Here is a 22,200-nt window from a genome sequence, read left to right as displayed (position 1 = left end):
GATGACCGGTGAGCAGAAACCGGTCATCAGCAGAAGTAGCAGTTTTTTCATAGGCCTGCGATTTCTTTGCGGTTTGGGGTTTTGTATTGTCTTGCTCGTTGGGTTCGCTCTTGTCCGATTCGGATATCTCTGGGGCGTTCCTGTGATTTTAAAACGTTGGTCTTTTCTTCAAATTTAGATATATTCTGGGAATAATCCAATTCGATGGGACGAATATGCTTATTTTATCGGACGTTTTGTGTAATATTTGAAGTCACGACCGGTGGTTCCGTTGAAGATCCTTCGCTGTTTGGAAAAGACCAACGTTTTTTCCACAACCGTCTGTCCGGACCCTTGGAAAAACGAATGCAAATTCGGTGCCATCCTGTTCCGGGCCGTCGAGCGGGGAGCAGGCCCGTATGCCTCCGAACGGAGCCCGCCGAGCGATAAATGCGGGCCGGACCTGTCCAACCGCGTCCCTGCAATATCCGCACGTACTATTTTTCTCTTCTGACATTTTTTCTATTTTTGCAAAATCTATTTTTGTTTATTTTTAATATCGGCTGTTTATGGAGAAAGAACTGCGCCCCGGCAGGCGGACCTCTGCCTCCCTGCTCGGAAAGATATCGGTCGTCGTGCTCAAGACCCTGGCAGCACTGGTCCTGATCGCTCTTCTGGCGGTCTTCGTCACCAGTGTGAGCCCCATCTACGATTTTGCCGAACCGAGGCCGTTCAGCGGACCGGACATCTTCAACCCCTATCGGGACGGCGGTGATTCGGCGTTCTGCTGGAAACGGGCCAACTTCCATACCCACACCCGGGTGAAGGGCATCCTGAACGAGTGCGAGCATTGGCCCGATGAGACCGATGCGGCCTACCGCAAATTCGGCTACGACATCGTGACCTTCTCGAACCACAACGAGCTGACCGTGCATCCGTACGACCCGATGCTGCAGGTCAATGTCTACGAGCACGGCTACAACCTGTTCAAATACCACAAACTGGTGTTCGGGTGCAGCGACGTGAACCTCTTTGACCACCTCGTCCCGCTCTTTGCCTCGCAGAAACAGTTCCAGCTGGACCTGCTGGGCAAGGAGTCCGACTTCATCCAGATGAACCATCCCCTGCGGACGATCGGCACGTCGGAGGACCACATGCGGAAACTCGGCGGCTACCGGATCATGGAACTCGACAGCGGCAAGAGCAAGGAGAACGAGTACTGGGACTGGGCCCTCAGTGCCGGGCACTACAGTTTCGGACTGGCCAACGACGACCTCCATTTTCCCGACCGGTCGAGCGCCATCGCCGTCCGGTGCAACTTCCTGTGCTGCCCCTCGGCGCGCTATGAGGATATCCGGAAGACGCTTCTCGGGGGGTGCTATTACGCGATGCGCGTACCCGACTACGGTCGCGGGGACTGGAAGGTGAAATACGAGCGGAACCGCCACCTTCCGTCGATCGAGCGGATCGGCCTCGACGGACAGACGGTCTACATCGCCCTGTCGTGCCCGGCCGACAGCATCAAGGTGACGGGGCAGGACCACGCCACCCTGGCGCTGGCGCTGAACACCTCGGAGGCCCGGTACACCCTGACGGCTGACGACCCCTATGCCCGAATCACCGCCTATTTCCCCGACGGCGAGGTGATCTACACCAATCCCTTCGCACGATACGACGCCTCTGCGGCGGAGAGCCCCTATGTGGCACCGGCGCACACGGTGAACATCCCGCTGACGGTGCTTTTCAACCTCGTGATCCTCGTCCTGTGTGCCGGGACCCTGTTCGCGTTCTATAAAATTGTGATCAAATGGTAGGATTCCTCAAAGAGAAGGCCAGCCTCACGCGCGTGGCCTCGGTGCTCAGCCTCTTTACGCTCGTGGCATACCACCGGCCCTTCTTCCGGCTGGTGCTCGACAACCTCGAAGGGGGCTTCAACGGCGTGATGATTGCCGGAGGGCTCGTCGTCGTGATGCTGGCGCTCAATTTCCTCGTCTATTACCTGCTGCTCTTTCTGGGCCGCTTTGTGGGTAAATGCCTCCTTGCCTTCACCTTCGTCGGCAACGCCCTGAGCCTCTATTTCATCAACACCTATCAGGTGCTCATCACGGACAAGATGATGGGCAACGTCTTCAACACCCGCTATTCGGAAGCCTCCGGGTTCTTCTCCTGGGATGCCGTGTGGTATCTCCTTTTCCTGGGCGTCGTGCCGTGCATCTACCTCTTTGCCCGGCGCGTAGACTACGGCAGCAGGCGACGCTTTCTGACCCGTACCGGCACGGCGCTGGCGCTCTCCCTGGCCGTGGCGCTGATCAACATGCAGAACTGGCCCTGGATCGACCGCCACGCCCCCAAGATCGGAAGCCTGATCATGCCCTGGTCGTATGTGGTCAATTCCGTACGTTACTACAACTCCGAGCGGAAACGCAACCGGAAGGAGATTCCGCTGCCCGATGCACGGATCGCTACCGACAGCCGTGACGTCTGCGTCCTGGTGATCGGGGAGTCGGCCCGGAGGGCGAATTTCTCGCTCTACGGATACGGGCGGCCGACCAATCCGCTCCTCGAGCGGGACAGCGTGACCGCCCTGATGGCAGATGCCGCGGCGACCTACACCACGGCCGGCGTGAAGGCCATTCTCGACCACAAGCCGACCAACAAACTCTATGAGATCCTTCCGAACTACCTCTACCGGAACGGTGTGGATGTGGTGTGGCGCAGTGCCAACTGGGGCGAGCCACCCCTGCACATCGACAAACACTACGGCACCAGGGAGCTCAAGGCGCGCTATCCCGAGGCCGACGACCGTTATGACGGCATCCTGCTTGCCGGACTCAAGGACGAGATCCTCTCGAGCGACAAGGACAAACTGCTGATCGTGCTCCACACCAGCACGAGCCACGGGCCGACCTACTACAAGAAATATCCGGCCGGGTTCGAGGTGTTCAAGCCCGTATGTACCACCGTGGAGATGTCGAAAGCCGACCCCGGGGAGTTGATGAACGCTTACGACAACACCATCGTTTATACGGACTATCTGATCCACTCGGTAATCGAGATCCTTCGCGATGTGCCCCGGCGCAGCTGCCTGATCTTCGTCTCCGACCACGGGGAGTCCCTCGGCGAGGGCAACCTCTACATGCACGGGGTTCCCATGCTCGTCGCCCCGAAGGAGCAGATCGAGATACCGTTCCTCGTATGGACGTCGGACGGGGAACTGAAGGCGGATGCCGGGAAGCAGGTCGGCCAGTACCATGTCTTCCACAGCATCCTCCGTTTCCTCGGGATCGACAGCCCGGTCTACGACGAATCGCTGGACATCTTCAGCCCCACAGAAAAGGAGTAACGTCGCGTGGGGAAGCGGGATCGCCGCGCCCGGGAGCAACCGTTTCGCTCCCGGGTGCGGCGGTATCGTTTCGTGGTGCGGATGGTCCGGCTACCGGGTCGCGCGGAAGAGCTGGAATTTGATTCCGACCGAGAAATAGACGATCTCGTCCAGTCCGAGATGACGGTTCCCGCACTTGGCGACGATGTCCAGGTCGTTGGCCGAAAATTCGTAGAAGAGCGTGATGTGCCGCAGCAGCGAGTCGCCCTTCAGGTAGAAGGTGAACCGCTGTCCGACATAGAGGTGGAACCGGAGCCGCGAGGTGAAGTTGTAATACTGGTCTCCCGGGTAACGGTCCGGTTCGCGGATCCAGAAATCCTCTCCCGAGATGAAGTTCATGTAGATGCCGCACGACAGGGGCTCGACGGCGAAACGTTCGCCGCAGCGGATGCTCCACGGGATGTAGTTCTGTTTGAGCGTGAAGGTCATGTGCGTCCGGTCGGAATAGGCTTTGGGAAGTACCCCGATCATCATGTCTGTCTCCCAGCGGCATTTGCGGCCGTAGTCCCATCCGTAACCCGCGGAGAGGAAGCCCATGCCTCCGGCATACTGGGCCTTGACGTGTGTCGGCAGCAGCCTCTCCCACGATTCGTATCCGCAATGCTCCCGGCGGTCGAGGGGGCGGGGCGCCGGGATGCTTCCCGCCTGCCGGGTCTCGGCTGCGGCGACCGATGCCGTCAGAAGGACGGCCAGGAGCAGCGCTCCCCTAAAATTCGATACGCTCGCACGCATAGCCCTCTTCGTTTACGGTGAACAGCAGATAGGATCTCTTGGCGATGTTGTCGCACTCGTAGTAGAGCACGCCGTCGCCGAACAGGTCCACGACCTTGTAATTGTGTCCGTGCCCGTTGATGCAGCACTGCAGGTCCGGGAAGCGCGTGACGAGATACTGGAATCCCTTGGCGACATTGTCTCCGAACTGTTCCGTGTAGGGCTTCGCGTGCATGGCGACGATGGTTTTCGACGCCTCGGGTGGGAATTCGGTCAGCTCCGTCTCGATGAATTCGAAGTTGGGCACCGCCTCCCGGAGGTCGAACTCCAGGGCATTGGTGTTCAGACAGAGAATCCGGACATTCCCGGCCGTGAAGGCGGTGTTGAAGTCGCCGAAGATCGTGCGGAAGATCTCCTCTCCGGTGGCCAGACAGTCGTGGTTGCCCAGCAGGACGACGTAGGGAACGTGCAGGCGGTTGAGGATATCGCGCTGGCGCTCGAACTCCGCCTTCATTCCGAAGTCGGCCATGTCGCCCGTGTGGAGCACGAAGTCGATGTCGCCGCGGGCGTTGAGGGCGCTGACCGCCTTCTGGGTCTCGTCGTACCAGCGCTGCGTGTCGGAGATCACGGCGAAGCGGATGGCGCTCTTCCCGGCGGTCGAGGCCTCGATGCGGGCGATGTTCTTCGCATTGATTCCGCACTCCCCGTCGATGCGGGTGTCGTATGGATGGTAGTCCACCTGGCAGGCTGTCGCCGTTGTCGCCGCCAGCAGGGCAATTGCAAGTCTCTTCATGTTCGACAGGTTTGGATGGCAGCCGCGCTCCCCGGAACGGGCATGCCGCAAAAATAGCATGCCGGGAGGTGCGGGCGGTTGTCTTTTTCAGCCGCAGATTATCCGAAAAGTCCGACAGATCCTTTTTGCGACAACATGTCGAACTTCCCGAATATGCCCCGTCGGTTTCGTATTGCGGCCTCCTGTCGGTTGGGATGATCAGATAGCGGTTCCCATATGGTGAAAAAACGGGACAATTTGTTAAATTTGTGTGCGATTTCCGGTTTCGCCGATCTGCCGGGCCGTTTCATGCTGGCCCGACGCGCGCTTTTCGGCCTTCGGAATGCTAACGAACGGGAACCTCGATGCAGCGGGATGCTGTTGCCGGGGCCGGGGGCTTTCCGCCTGGCCGGAAGGGGCATCCCGCGACTGTCATCAAAACATTATTGCCATGAGACAGATCATAAACCATTTTACCGACGATGACCTTTACAAGTTCACCATGTGCTGTGCCGTTATCGACAACTTTCCCAGAGCACGTGTGAAATATGCATTTACGGACAGGGATGATACCGTCTATCCGGCTGGATTCGCACAGGCGCTCGAGGAGCAGATCCTGATGCTGGAGTCGGTCATCATAACCGATGAGGAGATCGACTTCATGAAACGTCGGTGCCGCTTCATCCCCTCCTGGTTCTATACCTATCTGAAGGGTTTCCGGTTCGACCACCGATGGGTCAGGGTCCGGCAGGACGGGCAGGGGCATCTGCACCTGGATATCGAAGGCTGCTGGTCGGAGACCATTCTGCTGGAGGTGAAGCTCCTTGCCATCATCTCCGAACTCTATTACATGATGACCGGCGCCGACCGGCGCTTCGACTATCGGGTCTATTACGACAAGACCGCCGAAAAGGGCCGGCGGCTGTTGGATGCCGGGTGCGTATTCAGTGATTTCGGAACACGCCGCCGGGCTTCCTATCAGGCGCAGGATACCGCCATATCCGCCCTGAAGAGCTGTCAAGGGGCATCGAACGGGACCGGCCGCTTCGTCGGAACGAGCAATGTGCATCTGGCGATGAAGTACGACCTGCTGCCGATCGGCACGATGGCGCATGAATTCATCTGCGCCATTGGCGGCATGTACGGTCCGCAGATGGCCAACCACATGGCCATGAACCTGTGGCGCAACACCTTCCGCGGGGCGCTGGGGCTCTTCCTCTATGACAGTTTCGGATGGGATATCTTCAGCCTGAACTTTTCCGAGGATTTTGCGAACCAGTTCAAGGGCCTGCGCATCGACAGCGGGGACAATTACGAGCAGCTCATGAGGATTGTCGGGAAATACCGTTCGCTGGGAATCGATCCCCGGACGAAGCAGGTCGTGTTCAGCAACGCCCTCGACACGTCCGCAGCCATCCGGATCCAACAGTATGCCAAAGACTATTGCCAGCCCTCTTTCGGCATAGGCACGCACATAACCAATGATTTCGAGGGGGTCCGGCCGCTCAATATCGTGATCAAGCTCATCGCCGCAAAGATTACGGAATCGTGGCCCTTCTATAACGAGACGTGCAAGATCAGCGAAGACGAAGGCAAACACACGGGCAATCCGGAGACGATCAGGCGCTTCATGGAGGCCCTGCACATGGACTGACGGAGTTGCGGCCGACGGGGCATGCCGTGTCCGGTTTTGCGGATCAGGCGACGATGCCCACACACTTTTCGGATGGCGACTGGGCCATCTGCCCGAGGCGTATCGATTGACTCTGTCGCTGATCTCCTGTTTGCGGCGGACACTGACCGAGAGCTGGCAGCTGCGGCCGGCACCTCCGACCTGCTACCAGCGCTATACGATCACCTACAACGGGCCGACCCAATGCCAGGAGAGCAAGACGGCACGGACCTATACCGTCACCCGGAAACTGCTTGATGAACTGCTGAACGATGTCTCCGGCCTGTAAGATCGTTGGAGACGGAGATACATCCGGCTTATTCTCTGTCTCCTAATTTCTTACAAATCCTCTTGCTGAATCTTACAACGCTTACGGACTTACGGCACCGACTGTCCTGTAAGAACGTTGTAAGAGGGCAACCTTTCTTTCCCATATTCTCCCCGGATCCCCATCCGGGAATATCTGGCCCGCTGCGCCATCCGGCGCTGCTCGGAGACCTTGCCTCATGCGGCATTGTGCCCGGGATTGCGGCGGCTTAATGTCGGGAAGTGCGCTACCAGGTTCGCTGCCGCTGCTTTTTCGCCATCGGCCTCCGGAATGACTGCGGAGGCTGGGAGCTGCGGTCCGAACGCTTCAAGGGGAGCTCCTCGCCCAAACAGATAACGACCATCGACCACCAGGCCGACAGGGTGATCGTCTTCGAGGGGTTCATGGACTTCCTCGCCTGTCTCTCGATGAAGCACTCCGCACCGCTCGGTATCGACGCCGCGGTGCTGAACCCGGTGGTCAATCTGCCGAAGGCGCTCTCTTTCCTCGAACGGCATCCGACGGTCCATGCCTTTCTGGACAACGACGAAACGGGACGTCACACCCTCGCCGAATTGACCCGTCGGTGTCCCCGCAGCCAGATGATCGACCACGCGTATCTCTTTTTGGATTACCCGCAGACGGTTTCGGAATGATTCGGAAGGGGTAAAGGCTGAATCCCGAAAACCGAAGTTACGACCCAAGGGAGGAATGATAAGGGAGGCAAGGTTGCGTTTCTGTCAGCCAAAAACCGGCCGCAAGGCCCTATCCCGATGGTCTCAACTCAAAAATTCCAATCCATGAACACACCGAAAAAGGGGGCCGTCCGCCTTTGGGACGCGCCCGGAAACAGGAGTACCGCATCACCTTGCGGTGCAACACCTCCTGCAACTTCAAGCTCCGTGCCCTGACCCGTGCGGCCGGTATCCCTTCTCCGCAGCGGGAGGTGGTGGAGCGCAAGCGCCGCATGGAGGCACGTTCCCGCAAAATCGGATAACCAACCTAAAATACGAAAGATAATGAATGAGAACATTCTGGAGCTCTCCTTCGAGATGTATGAAGAGTTGAAGTAGACCCTTATCAAGACACTCCACACGGAGCAGGCCGAGGCCCGATCTCAACCGGCAGCAACCATAGCAGCTGTAAATTCTGATTCTGCAACTGGAACAGACCCAGACAAGGGTAAGCGAGGCACAGCAGGAACGGGGCCATCGGATCGAACAGCGGCTGCATGCGATCTCCGATCGTCTTCTCGTTCTCACGGGACGCAACCCGCAACTCCAGGCTCTTCATGTCGATGTTTATCGTGATCGTTGCGCAGTCAGCCGAACTCTACCTGAAGAGGTGGCCTGGCCGCAGCCGGTATGACAACGACCTGAAGTATCGCTATGTGCTGATGAGGGGCGGGGCAACAGGTTGCGCAGTTTCCCGATGCTCGTTACCAGTAATTCTTCCGACATGCTGTTTTCTTCTTTTGCGGCAAAGAAAGTTTCAAAATAGTTGCTATTGCATATTATTTTTCACCTGCAAACTCAATATCCGCCTCCGAGGGCGTGGTAGAGGTTGATGACACCCTGAATCTCGTCGAACCGGTCGGATGCGGCATCGAGTTCGGCCTGAAGCAGCGATTGCTGGGCCGTCAGGACTTCGAGGTAGTTTTGCGAGCTGTGCTGCATCAGCAGTTCCGAGCTGCGCAGGGCAGAGCGCAAGGCCTCGATCTGCCGATTGTCCAGTTCAAGGCGACGCCGGGCCGTCTGCCACTGCACCAGTGCGTCGTTCACCTCCGCCCCGGCCGTCAGGAGGCTCTGACGGAAGTTCACCAACGCCTCCTCCTGCTGGGCCCGGGCGATTTTCAGATTCGCACGGTTCCGGCCCCGCGTGAAGAGCGGCTCGACCAATGAGCCGACGGCCGTGAACAGCCATTGCCCCGGATTGGAGATGGCCGCCCCCGCGGCGTTGGTCCACCCGGCGGTGCCGCCGAGCGTAATCGACGGATAGAATGCCGAGCGGGCCGTATTCGTGGCGTAGAAGGCAGTCGCCAGGGTTGCTTCGCTTTGGCGAACGTCCGGACGCCGGCTCAAAAGCTGCAACGGAATGCCTGTCGAGAGCGAATCCGGGAACTGCTGTTCGTCGAGCGAGGTGCGGTCGATCGCCCGGGGTGTTGTGCCGAGCAGCACGCAGAGCGCATTCTCCGTCTGGAGAATCTGACGCTCGAGCGCAAGCACCGACGCCTCGACCGACGCCTGTTCCGCCGCGGTCTGCGCCACGGCCATCTCGGTCGTCTGGCCGGCCCGTTTGAGTGCCTCCATGACCCGCACGTTCTCGGCCCAGATTTCCGACGTGCTGCGCGTGATTTCCATCTGCCGGTCCAACATCAGCAGCGTATAGTAGCTGTTGGCTATGGTCGCCACAAGCTGCGTCTCGACCGCCTGGCGGTAAGCCTCCTGCCCGGCCAACGCAGCTGCAGCCCCGCGCTTCTCGTTGAGCAGTTTTCCGAAGAGGTCTACCTCCCATTCGGCTGCAGCTGCCAAATCGTAGGTGCGGGTCGTCGGCGCATGCTCCGGCGCATTGACTGCTCCCTGCGGGGTAAGCGACAGGGAGGGAAGGTAAGCCAGCCGCGAGGCCGTGAGCGAGGCCCGGGCCTCCGCCACACGCAGCCGTGCAATCTGCAAGTCGCTGTTGTTCATGATTCCCGAGTCGATGAGCCGTTGCAGTCGGGAATCGGTGAAGAGCTCCCGCCAGGTGAGGTCGGCGAGCGACGTCGTGTCTGCTCCCTGCACGGGCTGCCGGAAAAGGCTGTCGATCTCAGGCAGTTCGGGGCGCTGATAGGTTCGATATATCTGGCAGCTGCCCAGCCCCGCGAGCAGGCACAATGCCATGACGATTCGTTTCATGCGCGAGATTTTGATTCCGGTTGGACAGATTCGGGGTCGGACTCTGCGAGGTTTCTGCCGGGCATCCACCGCTCCTGCAGGTATTGGAAGATCATGAACAGGGGCGGAACGATGAACAGCAGGGCAATCGTGCCAATCAGCATGCCGCCGACGGTTCCCACACCGATGGACGCATTGCCGTTGGCTCCGACACCCGACGCGAACATCAGCGGCAACATGCCGAAAATCATCGTCAGCGAGGTCATCAGAATCGGGCGCAGCCGGACCTTGGCAGCCGAGATGGCAGCCTGGGCGATGCTCATGCCATGCTGCCGTCGCTCGGCGGCATACTCCGTCAGAAGGATGGCCGTCTTCGACAACAGGCCAATCAGCATGATAAGACCCGTCTGGAGGTAGATGTTGTTCTCGAGCCCGAACATCCGGGCAAAGAGGAAGCTGCCCGCCAGGCCGAACGGCACGGAGAGGATCACGGCCAGCGGGATGAAGAGACTTTCGTACAGCGCACAGAGAATCAGATAGATGAATACCACGCAGATGACGAAGACGAGCGTCGTGGTATTACCCGTCGAGGACTCTTCGCGCGACATGCCGCCGAACTCGAAGCCGTAACCGGTCGGGAGCGTCGCGGCAGCCACCTCGCGCACCGCCTCGATGGCCTGTCCGGAGCTGTAGCCCGTGGCCGGGGTGCCGTTGACCTGAATCGAGGAGAAGAGGTTGAAACGGGTCAGGATCTCCGATCCGTAGACGCGCGTCAGGGTCAGATACTGCGCGATGGGCGACATCTCGCCCGCATCGTTGCGCACGAAGATGTTGTTCAGCGATTCGGTGTCGAGGCGGTACTCGGGCGGCGCCTGCACCATCACGCGGTAGAGCTTCGAAAAGCGGTTCATGTTCGAGGCGTAGTTGCCGCCGATGTAGCCCGACAGGGTGCTCAACACGTCGGCTGGGGAGACGCCGTTGCGTTTGCAGCGGGCGGCGTCAACCTCGACCAGATACTGCGGGAACTTGGTGTCGAACGATGTGGTGGCGCGTCCGATCTCGGGGCGTTGGTTCAGCGCCTCGATGAACTGCCGGGTGTATTTCAGCAGATCCTCGGTCGTGCCGCCCTTCTGGTCCTGGACATAGACTTCGAAACCGCTGCTCACACCGTAGCCCGGAATCATCGGGCGCGTGAAGGGCATGATGTCGGCGCTGGTGATGAAGGCCGTACGGCGGCTGATTTCATCCATCACGGCATCGATGGCGTCCTCCCGGTCCGTACGTTCACTCCAATCCTTCAGCCGGATGGTGAACATGCCGTTGCAGGCTCCCTGTCCGCTCAGCATCGAGTTGCCGGTGGTATTGGACTGGAGCTCGATCTGGGGGATCGTACGCAGGCAGCTGTCCACCTGCTCCATGACGATGCGGGTCTGCCGGGTGCTGTTACCGGGCGAGGTGCGCACGTCGATGAAGACGGTTCCCATATCCTCGTTGGGCACTAGACCGGTCTTGGTCGTAGACATGAGAAGCGCGAAGCCCGCGCACGCCACAACAAGCAGCAGACCGGCCAGCCACTTGCGGCGCAGCATGAACAGCACGCCGAACTTGTAACGCGACACCAACCGGTGGAACGCCGCATCGAACGCAATGTGGAAACGCGACGAAAAGCTCAGCCGCCGGCCCTCGCCTGCGCTCTGATGCGGGGTCATGATGAGTGCGCAGAGGGCCGGGCTGAGCGTGAGGGCGTTGATGAGCGAAATGGCCACGGCGGCGGCCATTGTCAGACCGAACTGGGTGTAGAACGTACCGGTCGTCCCGCCGATGAAGCTCACGGGAATGAAGACGGCCATGAAGACAAAGGTCGTGGTCACCAGCGCCGAGGTGATTCCGTCCATGGCGTCGATCGTGGCGCGGTAAGCCGAGCGATACCCCTCGTCGAACTTGGCCTGCACGGCCTCCACGACGACGATGGCGTCATCGACCACCGTGCCGATGACCAGCACCAGCGCAAAGAGTGTCAGCATGTTGAGGCTGAATCCCGCGGCATATAGGAAGGCGAAGGTCCCGACCAGGGAGACGATAATCGAGAGCGCCGGGATGAAAGTCGAACGCAGACTCTGCAGGAAGATGTAGACCACCAGCACCACCAGGATGATGGCCTCGATAAGCGTTTTGATGACGCTGCGGATCGAAGCGTCGAGGAAATCCTTGGTACTCATCAGATCGACGATCTTGATCCCTTCGGGCAGGGTTTTGGAAATTTCCGCCACCGTGCGGTCAATCTCCTCGATGATTTCGTTGGCATTCGACCCGGAAGTCTGGGCAATCATGATGTTGCAGCCCGGATGGCCATTCACCTCGTTGATGTAGTCGTATGCCCGGGTTCCGAGTTCGACCGTGGCCACATCCTTCAGCCGCAACACCTCGCCGTCGGGCAGCGACTTGATGACCATGTTTTCATAGTCTGCCTCATGCTCGTAACGGCCGCGGTATTTCAGTACATATTGAAACGTGTTCTCCGATTCGGCGCCCAAGGTTCCAGTCGGAGCCTCGACGTTCTGTTCGTCGAGCACGGTGGTGATGTCCGAAGGCACCAGTCCGTATTTCTGCATCTTGGCCGGGTCGAGCCAGATGCGCATCGAGTATTCGTAGCCGAAGACGTTCACCTCGCCTACGCCGGCAATACGCGACAGGCGCGGTTCGATGTTGATCTTCATGTAGTTGGTCAGAAAAGCCTCGTCGAACGAGTCGTCGGGGCTGTATACGGCCAGCTGCTTGATGTTGCTCGTCTGGCGCTTGCGCACAGTGATGCCGCTCTTCGTGACTTCGGCCGGGAGCAGTCCCTGCGCCGTGGCGATGCGGTTCTGGACGTTGACCGTCGCCATGTCGGGGTCGGTCCCCTGGCGGAAGAAGACAGAAATCTTGGCCGAACCGTTGTTCGACGCCGTGGAGGTCATGTACATCATGTTCTCCACGCCGTTGAGCGCCTCCTCCAGCGGTACGACGACACTCTTCTGTACGGTCTCGGCATTGGCACCGGTATAGGTGGCCGAGACGCTGACGGTCGGGGGTGCGATTTCGGGGAACTGCTCGATGGGCAGCTGCGAAAGACCGATGAGCCCCACGATAAGAATCACCACCGAGATGACTCCGGCCAGAATGGGCCGTTCGATAAAGGTGCGGATGGTCATAGGGCTGCGTTGTTTTCGGATTCATCGCCTGCAGCGGGCGTAATCTGTATTCCTTCGTGCAGCAGTCCCGCGCCCTCGGCCACGATGACATCTCCCACGTCGAGTCCCGACTCGACAATGTAGGAGGTGCCGTCGTTGTATTTGTAGACGGAGACGGGCGCCGACTGGGTCTTGCCGTTTACCACCTTCCAGACAAAGATGCGGTTCTGCAACTCATAGGTGGCCGACTGCGGGATGATGATGCACTCATTGAAGTGCGTGGGCACCGACACCGAGGCGCTGCCACCGTTGCGCAGCAGATGGTCGGGATTCTCGAAAACAGCGCGCAGACGCACCGCACCGGTCCCTTCGTCTACCGTGCCGCTGATGGCGTCGATGCGCCCCGCAAGGTCGTACATCGCCCCGTTGCCGAGCCGCAGTCCGACATCGGGCATCTGCTCTCGGGCCGCTTCGAGCGAGCCGTACTGCAGAATCAGGTCGAGCATCTGGCTTTCGGCCATCGAGAAGTAGGCGTAGATGCGCGCGTCGTCCGAGACGGTTACCAGAGGCTCGTCGATATTGCTGTCTACGAGCGCCCCGACACGGTAGGGAATCATGCTCGCCACACCGTCGACGGGACTCTTCACCTCGGTGTAGGAGAGGTCGTTGCGGGCGTTTGTCTCCGCAGCCCGGGCCTGAGCCAGGGCCGCCTCGGCCTCGAGCTGTTCGTTACGTGCCATCTGCACGTCGAAATCCGACACGACCCGTTCACGGAAAAGCGCCTCCTTGCTCTCCCTCGTCAGCCGCGCGGTCTGCAACCGCGCCTCGGCGCTCGTTACATTGGCCTCGGCCGTTTCGAGCGCCGCCCGGTAGGGAACCTGGTCAATGATGAAAAGCACCTGTCCCTTGCGTACGACGGCGCCTTCGTCAATAAGTATGTCGGTAATGATACCGCCGACCTGCGGCCGGATTTCCACGCTCTGGCGACCCCGCAGCGTGGCGGCATAGTCCGTATGGAGCGTCATGCTTCCGAGTTCGGCCGTCAAGGTTGCGTATTTCCCGGCAACAGGCTGCGGCCGGTCGCCCGAACATCCGCCGAGCATCGGTATCAGGAGCAGGAGAAAAAAGATGCGATTCTTCATTTTTGGGTATTTGTTTCTGTTATTTGCACTTCGTATCGCCCAAACGGGAGCTGCCTCCGATGCGGAAGCCTCCCGTCTGGACAAATTTAGAGCACCGCCGCCGAACGGGAAAACAAGTGATGACCAACGACCGGAATATGATGACGAACTCCGCAGCGAGGAGTGGGTTTTAGCGCGCAAAGAACTATCTTTGTATCGTCTTCCTCATATGAAACCGCTCCCGTCATGAAGCTCACCCGCATAGCCCGATACGTCGACCTGCTGTTCTGCCTGGTCATCATGCCGCTGGTCATCACGCTTCTGCCCGTCGACCGCTGGATAGTCCACAACACGGCCTTCCTGCTCACGCTCGTGGTCTATATCTACGGACTCTATTTCATCTATCGCCGGACCAGACCCGCTCACCTGTTCCTGCAACACAAGTACCTGCGGATTGTCCTGTTGATGCTGCTGTTGGTCGGAGTGACGGAGCTGCTTACTCACTTCCCGATGCACGAAAGCTCCCCGGCACTCGATGCCCGCCAGCTGGCGGCCCGCCAGAACATGCGGACCCAGACCATCTGGTTCTTCTTCCTCGTGGTGACGGGCTTCTCGCTGGCCATTGAACTGACCTTCGAACTGTTCCGCCAGATGCTGTTTCGCCAGGAGCTGGAGGCCGAGAAAAACAAGGCCGAGCTGGCCCTCTACAAGGCGCAAATCAACCCGCACTTCCTCTTCAATACGCTCAACACGCTCTATGCCCTGACGCTGTCGAAATCGGACCGGGCGGAATCGGCTTTCGTAAAATTCTCGAACATACTCCATTACATGTATGCACAGGCCGACCGTGAGATGATTCCGCTGGTCGATGAATGGGAGTACATCCGCCAGTATGTCGATCTGCAGCGGCTACGGCTGAACAGCCATACGCAGGTCGAGCTGATCGAGGAGATTGACGACGACCGGGCAGCGGTTCCCCCGATGCTCTTCATCACCTTCGTGGAGAACGCCTTCAAGTACGGCATCTCGTCGGAGACCGACTGCTCCATCCGAATCGGGCTGCACCTGCACAAGAGCATGCTAGACTTCACGACCGAAAATGCCGTGATGCGGCGGCGGGAGGAGGCTGTTCCCGGCATCGGCATCGCGAATTGCCGCAAACGGCTGCAACTGCTTTTACCGGGACGGTTCGACCTGCAAACATCGGAGCGGGAGGGTCTCTACCGCGTCCGGCTCACCATTCGACTGCACGAGGAATGAAAACAATCCGCTGCATAGCCATTGACGACGAACCAATGGCGCTGCTGGTCATCGAGCAGTTCTGCCGCCGCAAGGGCGGTCTGTCACTGGAGACCTTCAGTGAACCGCATGTGGGGCTGGAGACGATCCGCCGCACCCGCCCCGAACTGGTCTTTCTCGACATCCGGATGAACGGCATGGACGGTCTGGAGGTCGCCCAAGCACTTCCGAAGGGCTGCTGTCTGATCTTCACCACAGCCTATGCGCAGTACGCGCTGGACGGCTTTGACCTCGATGCTGTCGATTTCCTGCACAAACCTTTTGCCTACGAGCGTTTCGTGCGGGCTGTAGACAAGGCACTGCGACGGATCGAGGCGCGCGCCAAATCCGACCGCACGGAGACCGTGACTCTGAAACAGGAATACAACAACGTGGTCATCCCGGTCAATGAGATCCTCTACCTCGAAGCGATGGAGAACTACACGAAGGTGCACCGTCGCAACGGCCGATACATTCTCTCGCGCAACAGCCTGAAGAGGACTGCTGAACTGCTGCCCGCCGACCAATTCTTGCGGGTTCACAAGTCCTATGTCGTGGCCTTGTCGCAGGTGGCGGAATACTCGCATGTGCAGTTGCGGCTGAAAGAGAGTTCGGTCATCATTCCCATCGGTCGGACGTATGTCGACGTTTTTCTGCAAAGAATAAGAAAAAACGATGAGGCCCCTGCCGAGGCCCCATCGTCTGGAAAAGTTAATTAGTAAATAAATGGATCACAGGAGCTATTCCTGCTCCTCTCCATTCTCGCCATAGACAACAACCGTCTCGACACCATCCTTGTCCAGGAACGTCACCTTGTAGGTCTTCGTACCACCCACCTCCTCGACGGCGGCCTCTTTTATTGTCAGCTCGGGATATTTTGCGGCAATAGCGTCCTGGACGGCTTGCGGCAGGTCCTTGATATTGATCGTCTGATAATCCATCTCGACGGAGGCCTGTCCCCTCAACGAAACCTTTTCAGCGGCCGACGTTGCGACCGTGGTTCCCATCGTCAGCATCATGGCGGCTGCAAACAATACTTTTTTCATCATGTCAGATTTTTTCGTGAAACAATCGTTTCGATTACAGAAACAAAGATACGCGATGGTTTCTTTCCATAAAAGTGTCTGTTGATGAACGGCTTGAATCCGATGACAAGCGGCATCTGACGTCATTTTCCATCCCTTTTTCCGGAGCATTCGGCCCGACGCCGAAAGTAGATGGAATGGCCGTGTTTGAATGCAAAAATCAGAGTCACATCTCCTACCTTTGAAGAAATGCGGACAAAATGCGGACACAGAGGGTAAAATAAGAATTCCAAACAGCTATAGATTAGCTGTTTGGAATTCTTTACTGGTACCCGGAGCCGCATTTGAATATAGTAAATTCCATTAAATCGGAATAATTGGATATATGTGCAAATTTCACAGTATTTCACTTATTTTCAGTATTGTATATTCACTCGTTTGTCTTAATCACTGAAAGGGCATTGAAGATTTTTCAGCATGTGTGGGGAAAATGTGGGGAAAGATTTCTATCTTTGTCACAAGCCCCTAGATCTTGCTGAACCATGAAAGTAACCCTCATTCTCAAAAAGAGCGTCACCCGTTACGACACGGAGTCCCAGGCGACCATCTACGCGCGTCTGCGCGACGGCCGGCAACTCGATCTGGTCGCCCCGACCCGTCTTACGATCAATCCGAATCTTTGGGATGACAAGGCCGAGCAGGTCAAGAGCAAAGTCGTCTGTGACGAGGCCATGCGCACCCGCTACAACAACGAAGCCCGCAGGCTCAAGACCTACATTGAAAGAGCCTATCAGAACCGCCCCGAAGAGACGGTATCGAAAGGTTGGCTGAAGGAGGCGCTGGACCAATATTACAATCCGCAGAAGTACAACCTGGAGCAAGTATCCGCCATCAAACCGACCTTGACCGCGCTGTTCGACGAGTTTCTCGAGAAGCACCGACTTTCGGAGGTTCGCAAAAAGAACTATCGCGTCATCAAGCGGGCTTTGCAGCGCTATGAACTCTACATCCGGGCTACCCAGATGGGGAAGGAGGACTTCACGCTGGATGTGGACCGGGTAACGGCCGACACCCTGCGGGACATCTGGAACTTTCTGGAAAACGAGTACCGCTACTGCGCCATCTATCCCGAGATTTACGAGGCCATTCCCGAAGCCCGCACGCCGCAACCCCGAGGCAAGAACACGCTGTTGGACTGCTTCTCGCGTATCCGAACCTTCTTCTATTGGTGCAACAGTCATAAGAAGAGCCGGAACCGGCCGTTCGACGATTTTCCGCTGGAGGAGTGCACCTACGGGACGCCGTATTATATCACCATCGAGGAGCTGCACCGGATCTACGACACCAATCTGAAGCGCCATCCCCAGTTGGCCATCCAGCGGGATATCTTTGTCTTCCAATGTCTGATCGGCTGCCGGGTGGGCGACCTGCTGAAGATGACGAAATCGAATCTCATCGGCGGCGCCATCGAATACATTCCGCGCAAGACCAAGGAGGGACGTCCGCTGACGGTGCGGGTGCCGCTCAACGCCATGGCCTCGGAGATTCTTGCCCGGTATGAAGCCTGTGACGGCGACAAGCTGCTGCCGTTCATCTCCGAACAAAAATACAACCTGGCCATCAAGCGGATCTTCAAGGCAGCCGGGTTGAAGCGATTGGTTACGGTCATCAACCCGACGACCCGCGAGGAGGAGAAGCGAGTGTTGTACGAAATCGCCTCATCACACCTGGCGCGGCGGACCTTTGTCGGCAATCTCTACCGGAAAGTCAAGGATCCCAATCTGGTCGGTGCACTGAGCGGACACAAAGAAGGTAGCAAGGCCTTTGCCCGCTACCGCACCATCGACGATGAAATGAAAAAAGAATTAGTAAATTTGTTGTCATAATTGAACGCAGTGCGTTCACTATTCAATAGCGAGAACCATGAACGAACCGGCAATCTTCAAATTGGACGAACAATTTGTCTCCGACATTCGAAACATCATCATCACCGCACGAACGACTGCCATACGAAGTGTCGATTTCGAGCGTGTAAAAATGTACTGGAAACTGGGAGAACGCATCATGCTCGAAGAACAGGACGGCAAAGAACGTGCTGAATATGGGACCAAACTACTGCAACACCTGGCAGACAACATGGAGGCAGAGTTCGGAAGTGGATTTTCCTATCGGCAACTGGCCTTTTGCCGTCAGTTCTACAACACATACCGAAATATGAACGCACTGCGTTCACAATTCAACTGGTATCAATACCGTCTTCTGATTCAAATAAGCGACAACGACAAACGGGAGTATTATGAACTGGAAACCGCCAATAATAATTGGACCGGACGCGAACTGGAACGGCAGATCAATTCCGGGCTTTATGAGCGGTTGCTGTTGAGCAACGACAAGAAATCGGTATTGGAGGTGGCTCGCAAAGAACGTCAACCCGAATCTCCGACCGAGATCATCAAAGATCCCATGGTACTGGAATTTCTCGGATTGAAACCCGACGCAGCCTATTACGAAAAAGACCTGGAACGCGCCCTGATCACCAATCTGCAGGCTTTTTTGCTGGAATTGGGGAACGGGTTCTCATTCGTTGCCCGCCAAAAGAGGATACTGCTCGAAGATGATGAATTCTTCGCGGACCTGGTATTTTACAACCGGCTGCTCCGCTGTTTCGTTATCATTGAATTGAAGACCCACAAGATCACACACGAAGACATCGGTCAGTTGCAAATGTATGTAAACTATTACGATCGGAACGAGAAGGCGCCCGATGAGAACCCGACAATTGGAATCCTGCTGTGCGCCGACAAGAACGATCTGCTGGTAAAATATACGCTGCCGGAAAACAACAATACGATTCTGGCAAGCAAATACCAGCTCTATCTGCCCACTGAAAAGCAACTTGCCGAGCAATTGAGAATCGAATTACAGGAATTTGATCAATAAAGCCATGGGCCAGGCGGAATACGAAGCCTTCAAGGCAAAGCTACGGGAGTGGATGGAGGCCCATCCCGAAGAATATGCTGCATTCGAAGAGTCGATGAACACCCGGGACATGGCCGGGTGTCAGGCCGTATTGCTTCAGGCCATCGCCCTTATTCCGCAATATCGGAAGCTCGCGGCAGCCAAGGCCAACGAGGGGCTGTTCGACCATGTCGACGAGATCGAACAGGCTGCCCAAGACAACGACCTCGCCCGCAAACTGATTGGGGAGTGCGAGCAACCGGTCGCCGGATCGCCGGTTCCGGCAATGCTCTGCTGGCTCTACTTCGGAAAGAGCTTCGAACGCATGGTGGAGCATTGTGAAGAGTTGCGCCGATCTCCTGACCTGGGCTACTTCCAGAAGATCACCATGAGCGCTACGATCCGATTGCTGATTGCCCGTTCCATCAAACTGGGGCTTCGGACCCGGGAGGAGTGGAAAGCTCACCGCGAAGCCATGCGCCTGGCCGAAAGCGATCAGGTGCTGGATTGGGCCATGGAGGAGTCGTCAAACGACAGGAACGGCTCAAAACGCAAGCCGGGGCGTCCGGGAACCACCCGCTCTTTGACGGAGATGTTCGCCCCGACGGTATCCCGCCCCGAGGAGTTGCGGCGTAAGATCGGGACGTATCTCCTTACCCGGCATACACAAACCGATATTGCCCGACTGAAGATCGCTCTCGACGAGTTACGTTATCTGACGCTCCCGATTCCGATCAAGCCGTTCCGTGACGCACTGCAGGAGGAATACGGCCGAGAGATTCGCATCGTCCACGAACGCGGCATACAGGAGGCATACAGCCGGCTGACCGAGCCGCTGCTTGCCGGAAAAGCGGTCCGGGATCGAGGCTCGGAAGCCGTCGTCATTCGCGAAATCAAGGATTTTCTATCCGAAACGAACTCGTTTAATTCGTCCGAACCTGTTGCGAATTAAACGCTTAAAGATCATTCAATCACGTTATTATATTTGCGCCGTCACTCGGATACCCGGGCGACGGCGTCGCTTTTTGTTCCGCCGGAAGCGCCGTCCCACCCGTGCGGAAACAACAACTTATGAAAGACTTATTATCCATCCTCCGCGAAGCGCCCGGGAGCATTCGTCTGGAGGTTAGCGGCGAGGATCTGCTGGCCTTCTCCAGCAATCTGATCAATCGCGCCAAAGAGGAGTTGGCTACCCAGGTCGCCGAAGCACGCAAGGTACGCTTCCTGACCAAGGAGCAGGTCAAGGAGCTGTGCGGCGTATGCGATGCAACGCTCTGGCATTGGAACCGGAAGGGCTATCTGAAGGCCGTTAAAATCGGCAACAAGATTCGATATCGCACATCGGATATTCAACGGATTCTCGGTGAGCGGGAGAGCAAATAGTCGATTGAGAATGCCGGGGAGATCCCCGAGCATTCGAAAAGCAGAGGTAACAGAGGCAAGTTTGTGTTTTTGTCAGCCAAAAACCGGCCGCAAGGCCCTATCCCGATGGTCTCAACTCAAAAATTCCAATCCATGAACACACCGAAGAAAGGAGGCCGTCCGCCTTTGGGACGCGCCCGAAAACAGGAGTACCGCATTACCCTGCGGTGCAACACTGCCTGTAACTTCAAGCTCCGCGCACTGGCCCGTGCGGCCGGCATTCCGCGCACCGAGGTGCTGCGGCAACTGATTCTCAACGGCTCGGTCCGCGAGCGGCTGCGGAGTGAGCATCTCGAATGGCTCGCCCAACTCAAAGGCCTTGCCCGCAATCTGAACCAGCTGACCCGACTGGCCCACACCCAGGGATTCGCCACCGTCGCAGCGCGCCATGCGACGCTTCAGGCCGAACTGGTGCGGATGATCGAAGCCCTGCGTCGTGATCGGTAAGGTCATTTCGGGAGGATCGTTCGGCGGCACGGTCGGCTATGTGATGAAGGAGCAGTCGCGCGTGCTGGAGGCTCGGGGTGTCGAGCCACCCGGTGTGCGGGAGATGGTCGAGGATTTCGAGGATCAGGCGCGCCTCAATCCCCGTCTGCAGCAGAACGTCGGACATATCTCCCTGTCGTTTTCGCCGGAGGATGCCCCGAAGCTCACCGACGAACGAATGACACAAATTGCCCGGGAGTACATGCAGAAGATGGGCATCACCGATACGCAATACCTTTTGGTGCGGCACCTCGACCAGCCCCATCCCCATTGCCATCTGGTCTACAATCGCGTAGGTGATCACGGGCAGACCATTTCCGACCGCAACATCAAGCTCCGCAATGCGAAGGTGTGCCGCGAGCTGACCGAACGCTTCGGGCTGCATCTGGCTCCGGGCAAGGAGGCCGTCCGGCGGGAGCGGCTTCGTGAGCCAGACCGGACTCGGTACGAGATATACGATGCGATCAAGGACTGCCTGCCCAAGTGCAGGAACTGGAACGAACTGGAAGGCAGGTTAAAGGAACAGGGCATCATTGTCCGCTACAAGTATTGCGGTTCTACCAGCCAAAAGCAGGGCGTTCTGTTCTCGAAAAACGGGCTGGAGTTCTCCGGCTCGAAGGTCGACCGGGCCTTCAGTTTCTCGAAGCTGGATCGCCACTTCGGGCAGGTGCAGCAGCGGCACACAACCCTGATGTCGGGACTCAAGGCGGCAGCCGGGAGCTTCCGGGCTGCTTTTGCAAATCTGTTCGGCGGCGGGCGTTCCTTCTCCGCAGCGGGAGGAGGTGGAGGAGGTGGAAGCCATAGCGCAGGATCGGTGTCGCTCGGCAGCGCCGGGTCGATTCCGCTGCCACCGTTCGACTCGCCATTTGCCCTTTCGCCCGAGATGATGCAGCGGCGTGAGGGTGAGAGCCCCGAGGAGCATATTGCCCGCATCACAGCCCTAATCAACAAGGCGGCCGAAGCGATGGCCGTAGCCCTCATGGAGCGCAAGCGTCGCATGGAGGCACGTTCCCGCAAAATCGGATAACAAACCTAAAATACGAA

General features: G+C 57.8%; 21 protein-coding genes. 15 read left to right on the top strand and 6 right to left on the bottom strand.

The features are described from left to right. The first annotated feature begins 548 nt into the window (after nucleotides 1-548). The gene (locus tag QZL63_RS08235; protein WP_022308845.1) at nucleotides 549-1,793 is read left to right on the top strand and encodes a hypothetical protein; all 1,245 of its coding nucleotides are present in this window, start codon (nucleotides 549-551) and stop codon (nucleotides 1,791-1,793) included. After that, on the top strand, nucleotides 1,787-3,322 hold the full coding sequence (eptA, locus tag QZL63_RS08230; RefSeq protein ID WP_022308844.1) for a phosphoethanolamine--lipid A transferase EptA: 1,536 nt from the start codon (nucleotides 1,787-1,789) through the stop codon (nucleotides 3,320-3,322). Before QZL63_RS08235 ends, eptA begins: the two co-directional genes overlap by 7 nt. A 90-nt stretch (nucleotides 3,323-3,412) precedes the next feature. On the opposite strand, the gene QZL63_RS08225 is transcribed toward eptA, so the two are convergent. Beyond that, nucleotides 3,413-4,093 carry a hypothetical protein gene (locus QZL63_RS08225; protein WP_022308843.1) on the bottom strand — a complete coding sequence of 227 codons (681 nt, stop codon included), beginning with the start codon at nucleotides 4,091-4,093 and terminating at the stop codon, nucleotides 3,413-3,415. Then, the gene (locus QZL63_RS08220; protein WP_022308842.1) at nucleotides 4,068-4,865 is read right to left on the bottom strand and encodes a metallophosphoesterase family protein; all 798 of its coding nucleotides are present in this window, start codon (nucleotides 4,863-4,865) and stop codon (nucleotides 4,068-4,070) included. The genes QZL63_RS08225 and QZL63_RS08220 overlap by 26 nt, the downstream gene beginning before the upstream one ends. Nucleotides 4,866-5,295: 430 nt before the next feature. On the opposite strand from QZL63_RS08220, the gene pncB reads away from it, so the two are divergent. The 4 genes from pncB (at nucleotide 5,296) to QZL63_RS08200 (ending at nucleotide 7,820) form a co-directional block, all read left to right on the top strand. Next, the gene (pncB, locus tag QZL63_RS08215; RefSeq protein WP_022308841.1) at nucleotides 5,296-6,498 is read left to right on the top strand and encodes a nicotinate phosphoribosyltransferase; all 1,203 of its coding nucleotides are present in this window, start codon (nucleotides 5,296-5,298) and stop codon (nucleotides 6,496-6,498) included. A 106-nt stretch (nucleotides 6,499-6,604) separates the two neighbouring features. Beyond that, nucleotides 6,605-6,805 carry a hypothetical protein gene (locus QZL63_RS08210; protein ID WP_290586513.1) on the top strand — a complete coding sequence of 67 codons (201 nt, stop codon included), beginning with the start codon at nucleotides 6,605-6,607 and terminating at the stop codon, nucleotides 6,803-6,805. Nucleotides 6,806-7,065: 260 nt separating this feature from the next. Further along, a complete protein-coding gene (locus QZL63_RS08205) occupies nucleotides 7,066-7,479 on the top strand; it encodes a toprim domain-containing protein (RefSeq protein WP_022308840.1) in 414 nt (137 codons plus the stop codon). Between the two features lie 176 nt (nucleotides 7,480-7,655). Next, a complete protein-coding gene (locus tag QZL63_RS08200; RefSeq protein WP_022308839.1) occupies nucleotides 7,656-7,820 on the top strand; it encodes a hypothetical protein in 165 nt (54 codons plus the stop codon). 535 nt (nucleotides 7,821-8,355) lie between these two features. On the opposite strand, the gene QZL63_RS08195 is transcribed toward QZL63_RS08200, so the two are convergent. The 3 genes from QZL63_RS08195 to QZL63_RS08185 are packed head-to-tail and all read right to left on the bottom strand — an operon-like array spanning nucleotide 8,356 to nucleotide 14,008. Then, a complete protein-coding gene (locus QZL63_RS08195; protein WP_290586510.1) occupies nucleotides 8,356-9,717 on the bottom strand; it encodes a TolC family protein in 1,362 nt (453 codons plus the stop codon). Beyond that, the gene (locus QZL63_RS08190) at nucleotides 9,714-12,887 is read right to left on the bottom strand and encodes an efflux RND transporter permease subunit (protein ID WP_022308836.1); all 3,174 of its coding nucleotides are present in this window, start codon (nucleotides 12,885-12,887) and stop codon (nucleotides 9,714-9,716) included. The genes QZL63_RS08195 and QZL63_RS08190 overlap by 4 nt, the downstream gene beginning before the upstream one ends. Next, nucleotides 12,884-14,008: an efflux RND transporter periplasmic adaptor subunit gene (locus tag QZL63_RS08185; protein WP_022308835.1), complete on the bottom strand. Its 1,125-nt coding sequence runs from the start codon at nucleotides 14,006-14,008 to the stop codon at nucleotides 12,884-12,886. The genes QZL63_RS08190 and QZL63_RS08185 overlap by 4 nt, the downstream gene beginning before the upstream one ends. On the opposite strand from QZL63_RS08185, the gene QZL63_RS08180 reads away from it, so the two are divergent. From QZL63_RS08180 to QZL63_RS08170, 3 genes are read left to right on the top strand one after another with little or no spacing between them, the layout of a single operon-like run. Continuing rightward, a complete protein-coding gene (locus QZL63_RS08180) occupies nucleotides 13,995-14,237 on the top strand; it encodes a hypothetical protein (RefSeq protein WP_290586507.1) in 243 nt (80 codons plus the stop codon). The genes QZL63_RS08185 and QZL63_RS08180 overlap by 14 nt on opposite strands. Next, nucleotides 14,234-15,247 (top strand): sensor histidine kinase, encoded by a 1,014-nt coding sequence (locus QZL63_RS08175; RefSeq protein WP_022308834.1) that lies wholly within the window; start codon nucleotides 14,234-14,236, stop codon nucleotides 15,245-15,247. The genes QZL63_RS08180 and QZL63_RS08175 overlap by 4 nt, the downstream gene beginning before the upstream one ends. Then, nucleotides 15,244-15,984 (top strand): LytR/AlgR family response regulator transcription factor, encoded by a 741-nt coding sequence (locus tag QZL63_RS08170; RefSeq protein ID WP_022308833.1) that lies wholly within the window; start codon nucleotides 15,244-15,246, stop codon nucleotides 15,982-15,984. Before QZL63_RS08175 ends, QZL63_RS08170 begins: the two co-directional genes overlap by 4 nt. Before the next feature lie 21 nt (nucleotides 15,985-16,005). Here the strand turns inward: QZL63_RS08170 and QZL63_RS08165 are convergent, their stop codons facing one another. Continuing rightward, nucleotides 16,006-16,314 (bottom strand): hypothetical protein, encoded by a 309-nt coding sequence (locus QZL63_RS08165; RefSeq protein ID WP_290586504.1) that lies wholly within the window; start codon nucleotides 16,312-16,314, stop codon nucleotides 16,006-16,008. A gap of 518 nt (nucleotides 16,315-16,832) precedes the next feature. On the opposite strand from QZL63_RS08165, the gene QZL63_RS08160 reads away from it, so the two are divergent. From QZL63_RS08160 to QZL63_RS08135, 6 genes are all read left to right on the top strand, one after another. Continuing rightward, nucleotides 16,833-18,176, top strand: coding sequence for a site-specific integrase (locus QZL63_RS08160; protein WP_022308831.1), 1,344 nt, complete (start codon nucleotides 16,833-16,835; stop codon nucleotides 18,174-18,176). A gap of 37 nt (nucleotides 18,177-18,213) precedes the next feature. Next, complete coding sequence (locus QZL63_RS08155; RefSeq protein WP_022308830.1) at nucleotides 18,214-19,230, top strand: PDDEXK nuclease domain-containing protein; 1,017 nt, start codon at nucleotides 18,214-18,216, stop codon at nucleotides 19,228-19,230. After that, nucleotides 19,220-20,200, top strand: a complete 981-nt coding sequence (locus QZL63_RS08150) for a DUF6043 family protein (protein ID WP_290586500.1) — start codon at nucleotides 19,220-19,222, stop codon at nucleotides 20,198-20,200. Before QZL63_RS08155 ends, QZL63_RS08150 begins: the two co-directional genes overlap by 11 nt. Nucleotides 20,201-20,319: 119 nt before the next feature. Continuing rightward, nucleotides 20,320-20,631 carry a helix-turn-helix transcriptional regulator gene (locus QZL63_RS08145; RefSeq protein WP_022308828.1) on the top strand — a complete coding sequence of 104 codons (312 nt, stop codon included), beginning with the start codon at nucleotides 20,320-20,322 and terminating at the stop codon, nucleotides 20,629-20,631. A gap of 132 nt (nucleotides 20,632-20,763) precedes the next feature. Further along, entirely contained in the window at nucleotides 20,764-21,117 is a 354-nt protein-coding gene (locus QZL63_RS08140) for a plasmid mobilization protein (protein ID WP_022308827.1), read from the top strand. Beyond that, nucleotides 21,107-22,183 (top strand): relaxase/mobilization nuclease domain-containing protein, encoded by a 1,077-nt coding sequence (locus tag QZL63_RS08135; protein WP_022308826.1) that lies wholly within the window; start codon nucleotides 21,107-21,109, stop codon nucleotides 22,181-22,183. The genes QZL63_RS08140 and QZL63_RS08135 overlap by 11 nt, the downstream gene beginning before the upstream one ends. Nucleotides 22,184-22,200 lie beyond the last annotated feature (17 nt).

The organism is Alistipes sp. CAG:268 (assembly GCA_000434235.1).
Classification (GTDB): Bacteria; Bacteroidota; Bacteroidia; order Bacteroidales; family Rikenellaceae; genus Alistipes; species Alistipes avistercoris.
The sequence above is the reverse complement of the archived record's forward strand: the minus strand, read 5'-3'. Positions and strand labels throughout refer to the sequence as shown.